Source organism: Pseudomonas sp. GW822-FHT05A08, assembly GCF_058800485.1.
In genome coordinates, this window is sequence record NZ_CM179511.1 from 3,985,073 (window position 1) to 4,000,381 (window position 15,309).

At 65.9% G+C, this 15,309-nt stretch carries 14 protein-coding genes; 10 read left to right on the top strand and 4 right to left on the bottom strand.

The window, feature by feature from the left end; genetic code table 11:
- Window positions 1-106: 106 nt before the first annotated feature.
- The 5 genes from hpaD to hpaI all read left to right on the top strand — a co-directional run bounded on the left by hpaD (window position 107) and on the right by hpaI (window position 4,507).
- Entirely contained in the window at window positions 107-964 is an 858-nt protein-coding gene (hpaD, locus tag AC3RCP_RS17730; RefSeq protein WP_087090589.1) for a 3,4-dihydroxyphenylacetate 2,3-dioxygenase, read from the top strand.
- 97 nt (window positions 965-1,061) lie between these two features.
- Window positions 1,062-1,451, top strand: coding sequence for a 5-carboxymethyl-2-hydroxymuconate Delta-isomerase (locus AC3RCP_RS17735; RefSeq protein ID WP_087090587.1), 390 nt, complete (start codon window positions 1,062-1,064; stop codon window positions 1,449-1,451).
- 130 nt (window positions 1,452-1,581) lie between these two features.
- Entirely contained in the window at window positions 1,582-2,889 is a 1,308-nt protein-coding gene (locus AC3RCP_RS17740) for an MFS transporter (RefSeq protein ID WP_492571274.1), read from the top strand.
- A gap of 2 nt (window positions 2,890-2,891) precedes the next feature.
- The gene (gene hpaH, locus AC3RCP_RS17745) at window positions 2,892-3,695 is read left to right on the top strand and encodes a 2-oxo-hept-4-ene-1,7-dioate hydratase (RefSeq protein ID WP_457240952.1); all 804 of its coding nucleotides are present in this window, start codon (window positions 2,892-2,894) and stop codon (window positions 3,693-3,695) included.
- Between the two features lie 11 nt (window positions 3,696-3,706).
- On the top strand, window positions 3,707-4,507 hold the full coding sequence (gene hpaI, locus AC3RCP_RS17750) for a 4-hydroxy-2-oxoheptanedioate aldolase (protein ID WP_492571273.1): 801 nt from the start codon (window positions 3,707-3,709) through the stop codon (window positions 4,505-4,507).
- 171 nt (window positions 4,508-4,678) lie between these two features.
- On the opposite strand, the gene AC3RCP_RS17755 is transcribed toward hpaI, so the two are convergent.
- On the bottom strand, window positions 4,679-5,821 hold the full coding sequence (locus AC3RCP_RS17755; protein WP_492571272.1) for a glycerate kinase: 1,143 nt from the start codon (window positions 5,819-5,821) through the stop codon (window positions 4,679-4,681).
- A gap of 254 nt (window positions 5,822-6,075) precedes the next feature.
- Window positions 6,076-7,203: a sugar diacid recognition domain-containing protein gene (locus tag AC3RCP_RS17760; RefSeq protein ID WP_492571271.1), complete on the bottom strand. Its 1,128-nt coding sequence runs from the start codon at window positions 7,201-7,203 to the stop codon at window positions 6,076-6,078.
- A 181-nt stretch (window positions 7,204-7,384) separates the two neighbouring features.
- Here AC3RCP_RS17760 and AC3RCP_RS17765 point away from each other — a divergent pair, with 181 nt between their 5' ends.
- The gene (locus AC3RCP_RS17765; protein ID WP_492571270.1) at window positions 7,385-8,695 is read left to right on the top strand and encodes an MFS transporter; all 1,311 of its coding nucleotides are present in this window, start codon (window positions 7,385-7,387) and stop codon (window positions 8,693-8,695) included.
- 203 nt (window positions 8,696-8,898) lie between these two features.
- Entirely contained in the window at window positions 8,899-10,800 is a 1,902-nt protein-coding gene (locus AC3RCP_RS17770) for an acyl-CoA synthetase (protein WP_492571269.1), read from the top strand.
- A 258-nt stretch (window positions 10,801-11,058) separates the two neighbouring features.
- Here AC3RCP_RS17770 and AC3RCP_RS17775 read toward each other — a convergent pair whose 3' ends face one another.
- Window positions 11,059-11,469, bottom strand: coding sequence for a VOC family protein (locus AC3RCP_RS17775; RefSeq protein WP_101338204.1), 411 nt, complete (start codon window positions 11,467-11,469; stop codon window positions 11,059-11,061).
- A gap of 161 nt (window positions 11,470-11,630) precedes the next feature.
- On the opposite strand from AC3RCP_RS17775, the gene AC3RCP_RS17780 reads away from it, so the two are divergent.
- The 3 genes from AC3RCP_RS17780 to rarD all read left to right on the top strand — a co-directional run bounded on the left by AC3RCP_RS17780 (window position 11,631) and on the right by rarD (window position 14,708).
- Window positions 11,631-12,530: a LysR family transcriptional regulator gene (locus tag AC3RCP_RS17780; RefSeq protein ID WP_007921776.1), complete on the top strand. Its 900-nt coding sequence runs from the start codon at window positions 11,631-11,633 to the stop codon at window positions 12,528-12,530.
- 103 nt (window positions 12,531-12,633) lie between these two features.
- Entirely contained in the window at window positions 12,634-13,641 is a 1,008-nt protein-coding gene (locus AC3RCP_RS17785; protein ID WP_087090569.1) for an aldo/keto reductase, read from the top strand.
- A gap of 185 nt (window positions 13,642-13,826) precedes the next feature.
- Window positions 13,827-14,708 carry an EamA family transporter RarD gene (gene rarD / locus AC3RCP_RS17790; protein WP_009044210.1) on the top strand — a complete coding sequence of 294 codons (882 nt, stop codon included), beginning with the start codon at window positions 13,827-13,829 and terminating at the stop codon, window positions 14,706-14,708.
- A gap of 109 nt (window positions 14,709-14,817) precedes the next feature.
- Here the strand turns inward: rarD and hpaR are convergent, their stop codons facing one another.
- On the bottom strand, window positions 14,818-15,240 hold the full coding sequence (gene hpaR, locus AC3RCP_RS17795; RefSeq protein WP_007921772.1) for a homoprotocatechuate degradation operon regulator HpaR: 423 nt from the start codon (window positions 15,238-15,240) through the stop codon (window positions 14,818-14,820).
- Between the last annotated feature and the right edge of the window lie 69 nt (window positions 15,241-15,309).

Consider the following 15,309-nt stretch of genomic DNA (forward strand, 5'->3'; position numbering starts at 1 on the left):
CGCTCGTCTCGGAACGAGACGCCGCTCTTTGAAGTCCCTGCGGGACTTATCGCAGCCTGCGGCAGCGGCTACGGGCCGAACAATAAGATGTTTCAGGAGAAGCACCATGGGCGAAGTCGTCATGGCCGCCAAGGTCTGCCACGTTCCATCGATGTACCTGTCCGAACTGCCGGGCAAGCACCACGGCTGTCGTGAAGCGGCGATCGCCGGGCACAAGGAAATCGCCCGTCGCGCCCGTGAGCTGGGGGCCGACACCGCGGTGGTGTTCGACGTGCACTGGCTGGTCAACAGCGGTTACCACATCAACTGCGGCGAGCACTTCAAGGGCACCTACACCAGCAACGAACTGCCGCACTTCATCAAGAACATGGACTACGACTACCACGGCTGCCCGGAACTGGGCGAGCTGATTGCCGCCCAAGCCAATGCCGCCGATGTGCGCACCCTCGCCCACAACATCCCCAGCCTGGAGCTGGAATACGGCACCCTGGTGCCGATGCGCTACATGCACATGGACGTACCGCCGGAGCAGCATTTCAAGGTGATTTCCATCGCCGCCTGGTGTGCCTGGCACAAGCTCGAAGACAGCTTCACCTTCGGCGCCGCGGTGCGCCGGGCCATCGAGAAGAGCGACCGCAAGGTCCTGGTGCTGGCCTCAGGCTCCTTGTCGCACCGCTTCTCCGACGACCGCGAGGCCGAAGCCAACATCCACAACTGGACCCGCGAGTTCGACAAACAGATGGACCTGCGAGTGGTCGAGCTGTGGCAACAGGGGCGCTTCCGCGAGTTCTGCTCGATGCTCCCGGACTATGCCGAGCACTGCTTCGGCGAAGGCCGGATGCACGACACCGCCATGCTCCTGGGCCTGCTCGGCGGCCCCGAATACAACCGGCCGGCGGAAATCGTCACCGCGCCTTTCGGCAGCTCCGGCACCGGCCAGATCAACGCCATTTTTGAGATTTGAAGCAGCGGCAAGCTGCAAGCCACAAGCCGCAAGAGAGTTATCTTGCCGCTTGCAGCTTGTAGCTTGTAGCTTGCCGCTGCCTCCAAAGGAGGCCCCTATGCCGCATTTCATCGCTGAATACACCGACAACATCGAGCAAGCCGCCGACCTGCCAGGGCTGTTCGAGAAGGTCCATGACTGCCTCGGGGCCAGCGGCGTGTTTCCGCTGGGTGGCATCCGCAGCCGCGGCGTGCGCCTGGACACCTGGCGCATGGCCGACGGCAAGCACGACTACGCCTTCGTCCATATGCGCCTGCAGGTCGGCGCCGGGCGCGACCTGGCGACAAGACGCAAGGTCGCGGAGGACCTGTTCGAGATCATCAAGGCGCACTTCGCCGAGCTCCAGGCCCAGCGCCTGCTGGCGCTGTCGTTCGAGATGAGCGAGCTGGATGCCGAGCTGAACTTCAAGCACAACAACGTGCATGAGTTTCTCAAGCGGCAAGCCTGACCTGTAGCCGCTACCGCAGGCTGCCTTCAGCGATCTTGAAGTCGCTGCGGCCGTCCCGGCCGATCGCAGCCTTCGGCAGTGGCTACAGAGTCCGAGCCCTATCGACAAGAACAATAAAAGAGACCCGCCCATGTCCAGCTCGACCCTTGCCCTGCCCAGCGCGGTGGAGACCAACGACACCTATCGCCGGATCACCTGGCGGCTGATGCCCCTGCTGTTCACCTGCTACATCTTCGCCCACCTGGACCGCATCAACATCGGCTTCGCCAAGTTGCAGATGACCCAGGACCTGGGCTTCAGCGACAGCGTCTACGGCTTCGGCGCCGGTCTGTTCTTCATCGCCTATGCGCTGTTCGGCGTGCCCAGCAACCTGGCATTGGACCGGGTCGGGCCGCGCCGCTGGATCGCCACCCTGATGGTGGTCTGGGGCCTGCTGTCCAGCGCCATGCTGCTGGTGGACAGCGCCGCCGGCTTCTACCTGTTGCGCTTTCTGCTGGGGGTGGCCGAGGCCGGGTTTTTCCCCGGCATCCTGGTGCTGCTCAACCGCTGGTTCCCGGCCAGCCGCCGCGGCCAGATGACCGCGTTGTTCGCCATTGCCGTGCCCATGGCCGGGGTGATCGGCGGGCCGCTGTCGGGCTGGATTCTCGAAAGTTTCCATGACCTGGGCGGGATGCGCGGCTGGCAATGGATGTTCCTGATCGAAGGCCTGCCGGTGGTCCTGCTCGGCCTGGTGGTGCTCAAGGCGCTGCCGGAAAGCATCGACAGCGTCGCCTGGCTGAGCACCCCACAAAAGCAGCAACTGCACGCGGCCCTGAGTGAGGAAGAACAGCACAAGCCGATCACCCGCTTCGCCGGCATCCTCCAGGACAAACATATCTGGCTGCTGGTGTGCATCTATTTCGCAGTGATGCTGGCGGTCAACACCATCGCCTTCTGGATGCCGACCCTGATCCACCACGCCGGCATCGCCCGCGACAGCCGCGTCGGCATGCTCAGCGCCCTGCCGTACCTGGCCGGCTGCCTGTTCATGATCGGTGTCGGCCGTTCCTCCGACCGCCTGCGCGAACGGCGCTGGCACCTCGGCGTGCCGCTGCTGATGTCCAGCCTCGGCCTGATCGTCGCAGGCGTCGCCCCGGACAACGCCTGGCTGGTGATGGCCGGGCTGCTGGTGGCCGGCATGGGCGCCAGCGCCGCGCTGCCGATGTTCTGGCAACTGCCGCCGGCCTTTCTCGCCAGCAACACCCAGGCCGCGGGAATCGCCCTGATCAGTTCCTTCGGCAGCATCGCCGCCTTCCTCGCGCCCTACCTGATCGGCGTGGTCCGCGACGCCACCCAGAGCGCCAGCCTCGCCCTGTATGCCCTGGCCCTGCTGATCGCCTTCGGCGCTTGGCTGGTATTGCGGGTGCCAGCCCTTATCGTCAATCCCCAGGAGAAGTAACCATGCTCAGCACTTCGGACATCCAGCAGGCCGCCGCCCGCCTCGACGCTGCCGAACGCAACCGGGAACAGATCGCCCAGCTGTCGCTGGAGTTTCCCGGCATCACCATCGAGGACGCCTACGCCATCCAGCGCAGTTGGGTGGAACACAAGATCCGCGCCGGGCGCAAGCTGGTCGGGCACAAGATCGGCCTGACCTCGCGGGCCATGCAGGTGTCGTCGAACATCACAGAACCGGACTTCGGCGCCCTGCTGGACGACATGCTGTTCGAGGAAGGCAGCGACATTGCGTTCCAGCGCTTTATCGTGCCGCGGGTCGAGGTGGAACTGGCGTTCATCCTCGGCAAGCCGCTCAAGGGCCCGAACTGCACGCTGTTCGATGTGCTCGACGCCACCGAATGGGTGATCCCGGCCCTGGAGATCATCGACGCCCGCATCCAGCAGGTCGATCCGCAAACCCAGGTCACGCGCAAGGTGTTCGACACCATCTCCGACAACGCCGCCAACGCCGGGGTAGTCATGGGCGGCCGCGCGGTGCGCCCCAACGATATCGACCTGCGCAAGGTGCCGGCGGTGCTCTATCGCAACGGCGTGATCGAGGAGTCCGGGGTGTCCGCCGCGGTACTCAACCATCCGGCCAAGGGCGTGGCCTGGCTGGCCAACAAACTGGCGGCCTACGACGTCGGCCTGGAGGCCGGGCAGATCATCCTCGGCGGTTCCTTCACCCGCCCGGTGGCGGCCCGCCCCGGCGATACCTTCCACGTCGACTACGATCAGCTCGGCAGCATCGCCTGCCGTTTTGTCTGAGGAGAACGCTCATGCAACTGCCGATCAATCATTTCAAGCAACGCCTGCGCCAGGACGCGCCGCAGATCGGCCTGTGGCTGGGCCTGGCCAATGCCTATTGCGCGGAGCTGGCGGCCAACGCCGGTTTCGACTGGCTGCTGCTGGACGGCGAACACGCGCCCAATGACCTCAACAGCCTGCTCGGCCAGTTGCAGGCCATCGCGCCCTACCCGGTGCAAGGCATCATTCGCCCGCCGGTGGGCGACACCGCACTGATCAAGCAACTGCTGGACATCGGCGCCCAGACCCTGCTGATCCCCATGGTCGAAAGCGCCGAGCAGGCCCGGCAACTGGTGCGCGCCATGCGTTATCCGCCCGCGGGCATTCGTGGTGTCGGCAGTGCCCTGGCCCGGGCCTCGCGCTGGAACAGCATTCCCGGTTACCTGGACCAGGCCGACGAGCAGATGTGCCTGCTGCTGCAGATCGAGAACCTCGAAGGCCTGGCCAACCTGGATGCCATCGCCGCCCTGGACGGGGTCGATGGCCTGTTTATCGGCCCGGCCGACCTCTCGGCGTCCATGGGCCATCGCGGCAACCCGGGGCATCCCGAGGTGGTCGCGGCGATCGAGGACGCCATCGCGCGCATCCGCAAGGCCGGCAAGGCGGCCGGGATCCTCAGCGCCGACCGGACATTGGCGCAGCGCTATATCGAGCTGGGAGCGAACTTCGTCGCCGTGGGAGTGGACACCACGGTGCTGATGAAGGGCTTGCAGGGCTTGCTGGGGCAGTACAAGGAGGTGGCGACGCCTACCTCGGGTGGCGGGGTCTACTAGCCTCTGTAGCCGCTGCCGAGCCCCGCGAGGCTGCGATCGGTCGCACAGCGGCCGCAACGGGGCCAACGCGGTTATCCAGACCCAAAGCAATCACAGGTTTTGCGCCTGCTGCGCAGTCGTTCGCAGCCTCGCGGGCTCGGCAGCGGCTACAGGTCTGCGCCCGCAATGGCCTCAACCCTGGCGCGCCGCCAGGCGCCAGACCCGGGCGATGTCCGCCGCCCTGTCCCGCAGCAAGCGCGGCGCCTCGGCACAGGCCTGCTCCAGGGTCATGGGGCCGCAGGCCAGGGCAAAGGCCGCATCCACCCCGTGCTCATACATCTGCTCGTAGCCCTCGCCCAGGGTCCCGGCGATCACGATCACCGGCACCTGGTGCTGCTTGGCGATGCGCGCCACGCCAAAGGGGGTCTTGCCGCGCAGGGTCTGGGCGTCGAAGCGACCTTCGCCGGTAATCACCAGGTCCGCGCCCTGCACGGCTTCGGCCAGCCCCACCAGCTCGGCCACCACTTCCACCCCTGGACGAAACCGCGCGCCGAGGAACGCCTTGGCGGCGAACCCCAGGCCACCGGCGGCGCCGCTGCCCGGTTCGTCGCGCACGTCCTTGCCCAGCACCCGCGCGGCCTGGTCGGCGAACTGGCTGAGGGCCTGGTCCAGTTGTTCGACCTGCTGCGGCGACGCGCCCTTCTGCGGGCCGAAAATCGCCGAGGCGCCGTGAGGACCACAGAGCGGGTTGTCGACGTCGGCGGCGATCTCGAAACGCACCTCGGCCAGGCGTGGATCGAGGTGGCTCAGGTCGACCCGCGCGACCCGCGCCAGGGCCAGGCCGCCCAGGGGCAAGGCCTGGCCATCGCGATCCAGCAGGCGCACGCCCAGCGCCTGCAAGGCACCACTGCCGGCGTCGTTGGTGGCGCTGCCGCCGATGGCCAGGATCACCCGCCGCGCGCCGGCATCCAGGGCCGCGCGGATCAGCTCGCCGGTGCCGAGGGTGCTGCTGGTACAGGCATCGCGCTGGCCCGGCGGCACCAGTTGCAGGCCACTGGCCTCGGCCATTTCGATGATCGCGGTGTGGCTCTGCGGCAGCCAGCCCCAGCGCGCCTCCACCGGTGCGCCCAGCGGTCCCTGGACCCGGGTGGTGCGCAACTGGCCCTCACAGGCATCGAGGATCGACTCCACGGTGCCTTCGCCGCCGTCCGCCATCGGGCACTGGATCAGCTGCGCGTCCGGCCACACCCGCGCCAGGCCGTCGGCGATGGCGCTGGCCACGCCAGAGGCACTCAGGCTGTCCTTGAAGGAGTCGGGGGCGATGATGATTTTCATGGGCTATCTCCGGTTCTTATGGCGCCCATGCTGCCAGTTGGCCGCGACCTTGACCCCGGTCCGCTGCACAAGTGTGGGGCGGCTTTATTGTTCATTTTCACAATAGCTGCATCGCCCGCGTCTGTAGCCGCTGTCGAGCCCTGGCGAGGCTGCGCACGACCGCGCAGCGGTCGCAGAACCGCGCCACACCGATAGACAGACATACGGGGCGCTGCCCCGATCGCAGCCTACGGCAGCGGCTACAGGGCCTGGCATTACAACGGGGATGGCTCGGTCTGCGGCAACAGCTGCACCCCCAGGTACAGCGCCAGCATGCCGTCGAGCTTGAGCGGGTCGACGCCGCTGAGTTCGGCGATGCGTTCCATGCGGTAGCGCAGGCTGTTGCGATGGATGCCCAGGGCGTCGGCGCAGGCCTGGCTCTGGCCGTCGTGGTCGCACCAACTGCGCAGGGTCGCCAGCAGCTGGCCATTGCTGTCCTTGGCGATGACCTTGCGCAAGGGGCTGAGCAACTCGTCCAGGGCATCGTCATTGCGGTGGCGCCAGAGCATCACCGGCAGGCGGAAACGATTGAGGGTCAGCAAGCGCGACTGGGGCAGCACATCACGGCCATAGGCGAGCAGGTCGCCGACCCGCCGGTAGCAACGGCGCAGCCCCGCCAGCCCGTCGGCCTGGCCGCCCACGGCAATGCGCAGGATGTTCCAGCCCAGGCTGTCGAGCTTTTCCAGCAGTCGCGGGTTATCGACACTCAGGGTCGCCGGCCGGCACCACAGCAACGAGGACTTGGCCGAGCTGACACACCAGCTGTCCGGGTAACGGGACATCAGCCAGGCACTCAGGGCCTCGACGGTCTGCGCCCCGCCCTCCTGGGGCTGGCCCAGTTCGAACAGATAAGGCGTGCGCGGCAACTGCGGCTTGAGGCCCATCTGCTGCGCCTCGTCCACCAGCCGCGGCGAATCCCCACTGTCGCTGAGCAACAGCGCCAGCAAGTCGTCGCAACGCTGGCGGCGCCATTGCTGTTCGGCCTGCTGGTGGCGCTGGCCCACCAGCATCTCGGCGGTCATGCGCACCAGCTCGGCATAGGTGCGCAGCAGTTCCGGCTCGCCGGTGATGCCCAGCACGCCGATCAGCCGCTGGTCGTGCAGCAGCGGCAGGTTGATCCCCGGCTGCACGCCCTTGAGGTGCTTGGCGGTCTGCGCGTCGATCTCCACCACCCGGCCGTTGGCCAGCACCAGTTGCGCGCCTTCGTGGCGGGTATTGATGCGCTCGGGCTCGCCGCTGCCAAGGATCAGGCCCTGGCTGTCCATGACGTTGACGTTGTAGGGCAGGATGGCCATCGTCCGGTCGACGATATCCTGCGCCAGGTCGTGATCCAGTTCGAACATAGCGGCGTGTTCCTAGGAAGGCGGGCTCGGGGCGATGGCAAAGGCTTGTTCACCGGCACAGGGGATGCCGGCAAAGCCTGTGCGCCGGCACAAAGACAGCGGCCCATGGGGTGACCGAGACTCTCGGGGCGATCAACGTTAACCTCGCATCGCAAAAAATCATAATAAAGAGAGACACGCCATGTCACAGAGCGCCGCTGCCACCCTGGCCACCGATGACGATAAAAACGCCGTCTATAAGCGCATCACCCTGCGCCTGATCCCCTTCATCTTCATCTGCTACCTGTTCAACTACCTGGACCGGGTAAACGTCGGCTTTGCCAAGCTGCAGATGCTCGATGCCCTGAAATTCAGCGAAACCGTCTACGGCCTCGGTGCCGGGATCTTCTTCATCGGCTACGTGCTGTGCGGCGTGCCGAGCAACCTGGCGCTGAACAAGTTCGGCCCGCGGCGCTGGATCGCGCTGATGATGATCGCCTGGGGCACGCTGTCGACCTGCCTGCTGTTCGTCACCACCCCGACCCAGTTCTACAGCCTGCGCCTGCTCACCGGCGCCGCCGAAGCCGGCTTCTTCCCCGGCGTGGTGCTGTACCTCTCGCAGTGGTTCCCGAGCTTTCGCCGCGGCCGCATCATGGCCCTGTTCATGTCGGCGATCCCGGTGTCCGGCCTGCTCGGCAGCCCGTTCTCCGGCTGGATCCTCAATCACTTCGCCGCGGGCCAGGGCGGCATGGCCGGCTGGCAGTGGATGTTCCTGCTGCAGGGCATCCCCACGGTGATCCTCGGCGCCCTGGCGTACTTCCTGCTCCATGACAACTTCGCCCACGCCAAGTGGCTGAGCCCGCAGGAACGCGCGCTGCTGGAAGCCGACCAGGCCGAAGACGCCGCGAGCAAGCCACGCACCAGCGGCGACTCCCTGGCGGCGGTGTTCAAGAACCCGGCCATCTGGGCCTTCGGCCTGATCTACTTCTGCATCCAGAGCGGTGTGTACGCCATCAACTTCTGGCTGCCGTCGATCATCAAGAACCTCGGTTTCAGCGACAACCTGGTGATCGGCTGGCTCAGCGCCATTCCCTATCTGCTGGCGGCGCTGTTCATGCTGATGGTCGGTCGCTCGGCCGACCTGCGCCAGGAACGCCGCTGGCATTTGGTGGTACCGATGCTGATGGGCGCCATCGGCCTGGTGATCGCGGTCAACTTCGCCGCCAACCCGACCCTCGCCATCCTCGGCCTGACCATTGCCACCATGGGCGCCCTCACCGGCCTGCCGATGTTCTGGCCGGTGCCGACCGCGCTGCTCAGCGTCGGCGCCGCCGCGGGTGGCCTGGCGTTGATCAACTCCATGGGCCAGATGGCCGGCTTCCTCAGCCCCTATATTGTCGGCTGGGTCAAGGACAGCACCGGCTCCACCGACGCCGCGCTGTACCTGCTGGCCGGGGTCATCGTCGCTGGCAGCCTGCTGGCGCTGCGTATGACCCGCACGCTGAAACGCTGACCGGCTTTACCGGGCTCACCTTCTGGCGGGCCCGGCTTCCCGGGATAAACCACGGGTTTGTCACCGCCTCGCTACAAAAAGCAACAGCCGACCTCCGCGCCCCCGTGGTATATCGGACAGACGTCCGGCCGCGGCAGTTTTCCATTGGCTGGATCGATTGATGACTCCCTCGCAGACCTTACCGAAGGAAGACCCACACGATCATGACCGCGCCCTTCTCCCTCGCCCGCCTGAGCGATATCCAAGCCCTCGAACAGCAGCAGCCCCTGGCCCAGCGCAATCTTCCCGCCAGCACCTATCAACTGTTGCAACGCTCGGCCAGCCGTTTCGGCGAGCGCACCGCCCTGACCTTCCTGCCCCAGGGCAGCATCCAGGACCAGCCCTGGAACATCAGCTACGCCGAGTTGTTCGCCCAGGTCACCCGCACCGCCAACGCCCTGCACCGGCTGGGCATCCGCCCGGGCAAGGCGGTGTCGTTCCTGTTGCCCAATCTACCGCAGACCCATTACGTGATCTGGGGCGGCGAGGCCGCCGGGATCGTCAACGCCATCAACCCGCTGCTGGAGCCTGCGCACATCGCCGAACTGGTCCGCGCCTCGCGCACCACGGTGCTGGTGACCCTGGCGCCCTTCCCCGGTACCGACCTCTGGCAAAAGGTCGCCCACCTGCGCGAGCGCTTGCCGGAGCTGGAAGCCATTGTCACCATCGACCTGGCCAACCTGCTGCCCGAGCCGCAACGCAGTGCGATCAAGAGCCAGCGCCCGGCGATGCCGGAAGGCGTGCTGGACTTCGACAGACTGCTGGCCGCCTGCCCCGCCGACCACCTGGAAAGCGGCCGGACGATCCAGCCGGACGACATTGCCTCGTACTTCCACACCGGCGGTACCACCGGCACGCCGAAACTGGCGCCCCACAGCCACCTCAATGAAGTGGCGATGGCCGAGATCATTGGCCTGCACGGCGACTACGACAGCAGCGATGTGCTGCTCTGCGGGCTGCCGCTGTTCCATGTCAACGGGGTGATGGTCACCGGCCTGTCCGCCTTCCACCGCGGCGCCCGGGTGCTGCTGGCCGGCCCCCAGGGCTACCGCAACCCGACCCTGATCAAGGATTTCTGGCAGTTGGTGGAGCGTTATCGGGTCAGCTGTTTCAGCGGCGTACCGACCATCTATGCCGCCTTGCTGCAAGTGCCCAACGACGGCATCGATGTCTCCAGCCTGCGTTTTGCCGTATGTGGCGCCGCGCCCATGCCGGTGGAACTGATCCGCCAGTTCGAGGCGCGTTCGGGGCTGAAGATCATCGAGGGCTACGGCCTCACCGAAGGCACCTGCGCTACCAGTTGCAACCCTCAGAATGGCGAGCGCCGCCCCGGCTCCATCGGCCTGCGCCTGCCGTACTGCGAGGTCAAGATCGCCGTGCTCGACAGCGATGGCCATTACCTGCGCGACGCCGCCACCGACGAACCCGGCAACGTCTGCCTGCGCGGGCCGACAGTGTTCAAGGGCTATCTGCAGGCCGACAAGAACCAGGACCTGTGGCTCGACGGCGGCTGGTTCAACACCGGTGACCTGGGGCGCATCGACCGGGATGGCTACATCTGGCTGACCGGGCGCAGCAAGGACCTGATCATCCGCGGCGGCCACAACATCGACCCGCAGATGATCGAAGAAGCCCTGCATCGCCACCCGGCCGTGGCCATGGCCGCGGCGGTGGGCAAGCCGGATATCAAGGCCGGCGAGCTGCCGGTGGTGTACGTCCAGCTCAAGGCCGGCGCCAGCGCCGACCCGACCGAATTGCTGGAGCACGCCGCGCGGCATATCCATGAACGGGCCGCGCTGCCCAAGGACGTCTGGCTGCTTGAGCAGATCCCCTTGACGGCCGTGGGCAAGACCTTCAAGCCGGCCCTGCGCCTGGACGCCATTCGCCGGGTGTTCGAAGACGAGGTGCGGCAGGTTGCCGAGGGCATCCGCGTCGAAGCCCTCAGCGACGAGCGCCATGGACAACGGGTGGATATCCATGTGCCCGGCCTGGATGCCACCCGCCGTGCGGCTCTGGAGCAGCGCCTGAGCGGTTATGCGGTGCGCTACCAGTTGCATTCGGCGTGAATTGCCGGCGGCCCCGGCCATCGGGGTCGCCGCGCTTCAAGGCATTCACCTGTAGCCGCTGCCGCAGGCTGCGATCGGTTTGGGCGGCACTCCCTGCGAAGCAGCCGTGACCGGAGAGAAGCCGTTTTGCTGACAGACCGCGTCATGGCTGATGGCGAGTCCTGCGGCCTCGATCGCAGCCTGCGGCAGCGGCTACAGTTTCGGCTTCTGCGCTGACGGAGCAGATGCTTGCGCCCCCCGTATTGGCGCGGCCATGTTTCAGGCCGGCGCGCCGCCGTCCGCCGCATAGCGATACCCCGGATGCAGGTCGGGGCTCGCCGGTGCATCCAGTTCCAGTACCAGGCCACCCGGCATCCGCACGAAAATCTGCCAGGTGCCGTCCTGCGGTACTTGCGCCACCTGATGCGGCAAGCCGCTGGCCTGGACCCGCTGCAATAGCTGCGCGGCATCCTCCTCGGTCCTGAAGGCGATATGGCTGAGCGCGGTCTCGGCGAAGGTCGGTTGTTCGATCACATGCACCAGCGCCTGCCCGTCCTGGTACAACCAGCGTCCGGGAAAGGGAAACGGCGGGCGCCGTCCGGCCTGCAGCCCGAGCAGGGCCTGGAATGCCTGCTGCAAGGCATCGCCCTCGGCGGTGTTGAAGGCCAGATGGTCGAAGTGCCAGGTCATGACACACCTCCGCCACCGATGACGGCGGTGCGATCCGGCAAGAACGTACTGAGCGTTTTCATGGGGTCACCCTGGTGCGATGGAAGTGACTGCATATTCTCAGCTTGATAATCGAGGAAAAATCCCGGTAAAACGCAAAGATCTTTAAAGGATTTTTAGCAATGAGCTCGATTCTCGACCTTGAAGTCTTCGTCCGTACCGCCGATTCCGGCAGCATTTCCGCCGCCGCCCGCAGCCTGGAATTGACCCCCGCCGCCGCCAGCATCGCCCTCAAGCGCCTGGAAACCCGCCTGGGCATGCGCTTGCTGGCGCGTTCGACCCGCAGCATGCGCCTTACCGAAGAAGGCCGGCGCTACCTGGACAGCGTGCGCGTGGCGCTGGCGGCCCTGGCGGAGGGCGAACAGGCGTTGAAGCAACAGAGCCAGGGCCTCAGCGGCGTGCTGCAACTGGCGGCGCCGTCGGACTTCGGGCGCAACCTGCTGCTGCCCTGGCTGGACGACTTCAAGCGCGAACACCCGCATATCCGCCTGCAACTGTTGCTCAACGACCGGCACAGCGACCTGTTCCGCGAGACCGTCGACGTCGCCCTGCGCTTCGGCGTGCCCAGCGACTCCAGCCTGGTGGCCCTGCCGATCCTGCCGCGGCATCACCGGCTGGCTTGTGCCAGCCCCGATTACCTGGCGCGCCACGGCACCCCGCAGACGCCCGCCGAACTGGGCGAGCACAGTGCCCTGATCTATCTGCGCAACGGTCGCCCCTACAACAGCTGGCATTTCAGCCGCGACGGCGAGGTGCAGGAGGTCCAGGTGCGCGGCGACTACCTCAGCGACGACGGCGAAGTGGCGCGGCGCTGGGCCCTGGCCGGCCATGGCATCGCTTACAAGGCCTGGCTGGATGTGGCCAGCGATATCCGCGCCGGGCGCCTGGTGCCCCTGCTCGGCGACTGGCAAGGCGAAAGCGTGCCGCTCAACCTGCTGTGCCCGCACCGTTTGCAGGTCTCGGAACGGGTGAAGGTGCTGCAACGCTTTTTGCAGGCCCGCTGCCAGTTGCTGGCGGGATAATTCAGATTGCCCCCTACGCCCGTTCTGGTATTTGATGGGCGTCCCATGACCGGTCGCTGGCCGTTGTCGCGCCGGCCTTACCTCACGCACAAGGATTTCGTACATGAGCTATCGCATCCTCGGCCATTCCGGGCTGCACGTGTCCCCCCTGACCCTCGGCACCATGATGTTCGGCGAACAGACCAGCACCGAGGACTCCCTGCGCATCATCGACAAGGCCTGGGACCAGGGCATCAATTTCATCGACACCGCCGACGTCTATACCAGCGGCCGCTCCGAAGAGATCGTCGGCGAAGCCATCGCCAGCCAGCGTGACCAATGGGTGCTGGCGACCAAGGTCGGCTTCGGCCCCGTCGATGGCGTGCCCAACCGCAGCGGCCTGAGCCGCAAGCACATGTTCAATGGCATCGACGCCAGCCTGACCCGCCTGGGCACCGATTACATCGACATCTACTACCTGCACCGCGAAGACCACAACACGCCGCTGGAAGTCACGGTGTCGGCCATCGGCGACCTGCTGCGCCAGGGCAAGATCCGCTACTGGGGCCTGTCCAACTACCGCGGCTGGCGCATCGCCGAGGTGATCCGCGTCGCCGACCGGCTCGGCGTCGACCGGCCGGTGATCAGCCAACCGCTGTACAACATCGTCAACCGCCAGGCCGAGACCGAACAGATCACCGCGGCCCAGGCCTACGGGCTCGGCGTGGTGCCCTACAGCCCGCTGGCCCGTGGCGTGCTCAGCGGCAAGTACGCGCCGGATGTCGCCCCCGACAGCAACAGCCGCGCCGGGCGCCAGGACAAACGCATCCTGGAAACCGAATGGCGCGTCGAGTCGCTGCGCATCGCCCAGCAGATCCAGCAGTACACCCAGGGCCGTGGGGTCGGCATGGTCGAGTTCGCCATCGCCTGGGTGCTGAACAATGCCGCGGTCAGCTCAGCAATCGTCGGCCCGCGCACCGAGGAACAGTGGGACGCCTACACCAAGGCGCTGGACGTGAAGATCAGCGCCGAGGATGAAGCCTTCATCGATTCGCTGGTCACTCCGGGGCATGCCTCGACCCCGGGCTTCAACGACGTCAGCCACTTCGTCTCCGGACGCACGCCGCGCTGACCTCCCCCACAGCGGTGGCCCCTTCCGCGGGCCACCTGCTGCCGCGCTGCCGGTCAGTGGCGGCAAACGGGATATTTTCCCGTAACTTGCGATAAATCCGAGTAAACGTCTCGCGCCAAACCCTCTATATTCCCCGCAGTTTTCCCACCATCCCATTTGCCTGGTTCAGGTCACACGAGGACAGCTTGTCTAAAGGTATTGCTCTATCGGTCTTGGCGTCGGTGCTGTTTGCCGTCATGTATTTCTACACCTCCTTGCTGGCGCCCCTGACCGGGGTGGAGATTTTCGGCTGGCGCATGCTGCTCACCGCCCCATGCATGACGGTATTCATGCTGGTGAGCGGCGAATGGCGGCATGTCGGCGCCATCCTCAAGAGACTGCTGGGCCAACCGCTTCTGCTGCTGGCGCTGCCGCTGTCCGCGGCGCTGCTCGGGGTGCAGCTGTGGCTGTTCATGTGGGCGCCGTTGAATGGCTACAGCCTGGATGTGTCGCTGGGGTATTTTTTGCTGCCGCTGACCATGGTCCTGACCGGGCGCATCGTCTATGGCGAACAGCTGTCGCGGCTGCAAAAGATCGCCGCCGGCCTGGCGACCCTGGGGGTGCTCAACGAGTTGTATCAGGTGGGCAGTTTTTCCTGGGCGACGCTCGTGGTGGCCATCGGTTATCCCGTCTATTTCGTGCTACGCAAACGCCTGGCCGCCGACAACCTGGGCGGCCTGTGGCTCGATATGGCCCTGCTGCTGCCGATCGCGCTGTGGTTCGTGCAAGGCGGCGAGCAGGGTTTTGCCGTGGTCGATCAACACCCCTGGCTGTACCTGCTGATTCCGTTGCTAGGGTTGATCAGTGCTTCGGCGCTGGTGGCCTATATCATCGCCAGCCGCCTGCTGCCCTTCAGCCTGTTCGGCTTGTTGAGCTATGTCGAACCGGTGTTGCTGCTGGCCGTGGCCCTGCTGCTGGGGGAAAGCATCAAGGCCGGGGAATGGCTGACCTACCTGCCGATCTGGCTGGCGGTGCTGGTGCTGGTGTACGAGGGGTTCAAGCACTTGATGCGTCAGCGCAGAAGCTGACGCGGCTGTTGCTGTTGTAGGAGCAAAGCTTGCTCGCGATGCGACGAGGATCACCGGTTGCTCCGAGTTGTCGGCATCGCGGGCAAGCCTCGCTCCTACGGAAGATGGGTCAGGGTTTGATCTGCTTCAGTTCGTTGAGCAGGGCCAGCAAGGCCTGCATCTTCTCCTCGCCGAACTGCTGCTGGATGCGCTGGTAGTTGATTTCCATGTCGCCGCTCATGGACTCGAAACAGGCCTCGCCCTTTTCCGTCAGGGTGATGAACAGCCGGCGCTGGTCCTCAGGGGATTTGCGCCGGCTGACATATTCGTCGCGCTCCAGGCGGGTCAGCACGCCGGTCATGCTCGGCGGCAGGATGCAGGCCATTTTCGCCAGTTGATGACTTTCCAGTTCGCCGTTCTGGCGCAGGATGCGGATCACCCGCCACTGCTGCTCGGTCAGGTCGTGCTGGTTGAGGGATGGGCGAAAAAACGCCATGGCCGCTTCGCGGGCCTGAAGCAGGGTCAATGTCAGGGAAGGTCTTGGGTTGGTCATGTGCGGGTCGTTCACAGGGCTGGATGGCGACGCGGAGCGTCACAAAGGCCGAACATTAACACATTCACA

Bases quoted from the DNA above. Each gene is read 5' to 3' on its own strand.
- hpaD (WP_087090589.1), top strand. From the start codon at position 107: ATGGGCGAAGTCGTCATGGCCGCCAAGGTCTGCCACGTTCCATCGATG.
- AC3RCP_RS17735 (WP_087090587.1), top strand. From the start codon at position 1,062: ATGCCGCATTTCATCGCTGAATACACCGACAACATCGAGCAAGCCGCC.
- AC3RCP_RS17740 (WP_492571274.1), top strand. From the start codon at position 1,582: ATGTCCAGCTCGACCCTTGCCCTGCCCAGCGCGGTGGAGACCAACGAC.
- hpaH (WP_457240952.1), top strand. From the start codon at position 2,892: ATGCTCAGCACTTCGGACATCCAGCAGGCCGCCGCCCGCCTCGACGCT.
- hpaI (WP_492571273.1), top strand. From the start codon at position 3,707: ATGCAACTGCCGATCAATCATTTCAAGCAACGCCTGCGCCAGGACGCG.
- AC3RCP_RS17755 (WP_492571272.1), bottom strand. From the start codon at position 5,821: ATGAAAATCATCATCGCCCCCGACTCCTTCAAGGACAGCCTGAGTGCC.
- AC3RCP_RS17760 (WP_492571271.1), bottom strand. From the start codon at position 7,203: ATGTTCGAACTGGATCACGACCTGGCGCAGGATATCGTCGACCGGACG.
- AC3RCP_RS17765 (WP_492571270.1), top strand. From the start codon at position 7,385: ATGTCACAGAGCGCCGCTGCCACCCTGGCCACCGATGACGATAAAAAC.
- AC3RCP_RS17770 (WP_492571269.1), top strand. From the start codon at position 8,899: ATGACCGCGCCCTTCTCCCTCGCCCGCCTGAGCGATATCCAAGCCCTC.
- AC3RCP_RS17775 (WP_101338204.1), bottom strand. From the start codon at position 11,469: ATGACCTGGCACTTCGACCATCTGGCCTTCAACACCGCCGAGGGCGAT.
- AC3RCP_RS17780 (WP_007921776.1), top strand. From the start codon at position 11,631: ATGAGCTCGATTCTCGACCTTGAAGTCTTCGTCCGTACCGCCGATTCC.
- AC3RCP_RS17785 (WP_087090569.1), top strand. From the start codon at position 12,634: ATGAGCTATCGCATCCTCGGCCATTCCGGGCTGCACGTGTCCCCCCTG.
- hpaR (WP_007921772.1), bottom strand. From the start codon at position 15,240: ATGACCAACCCAAGACCTTCCCTGACATTGACCCTGCTTCAGGCCCGC.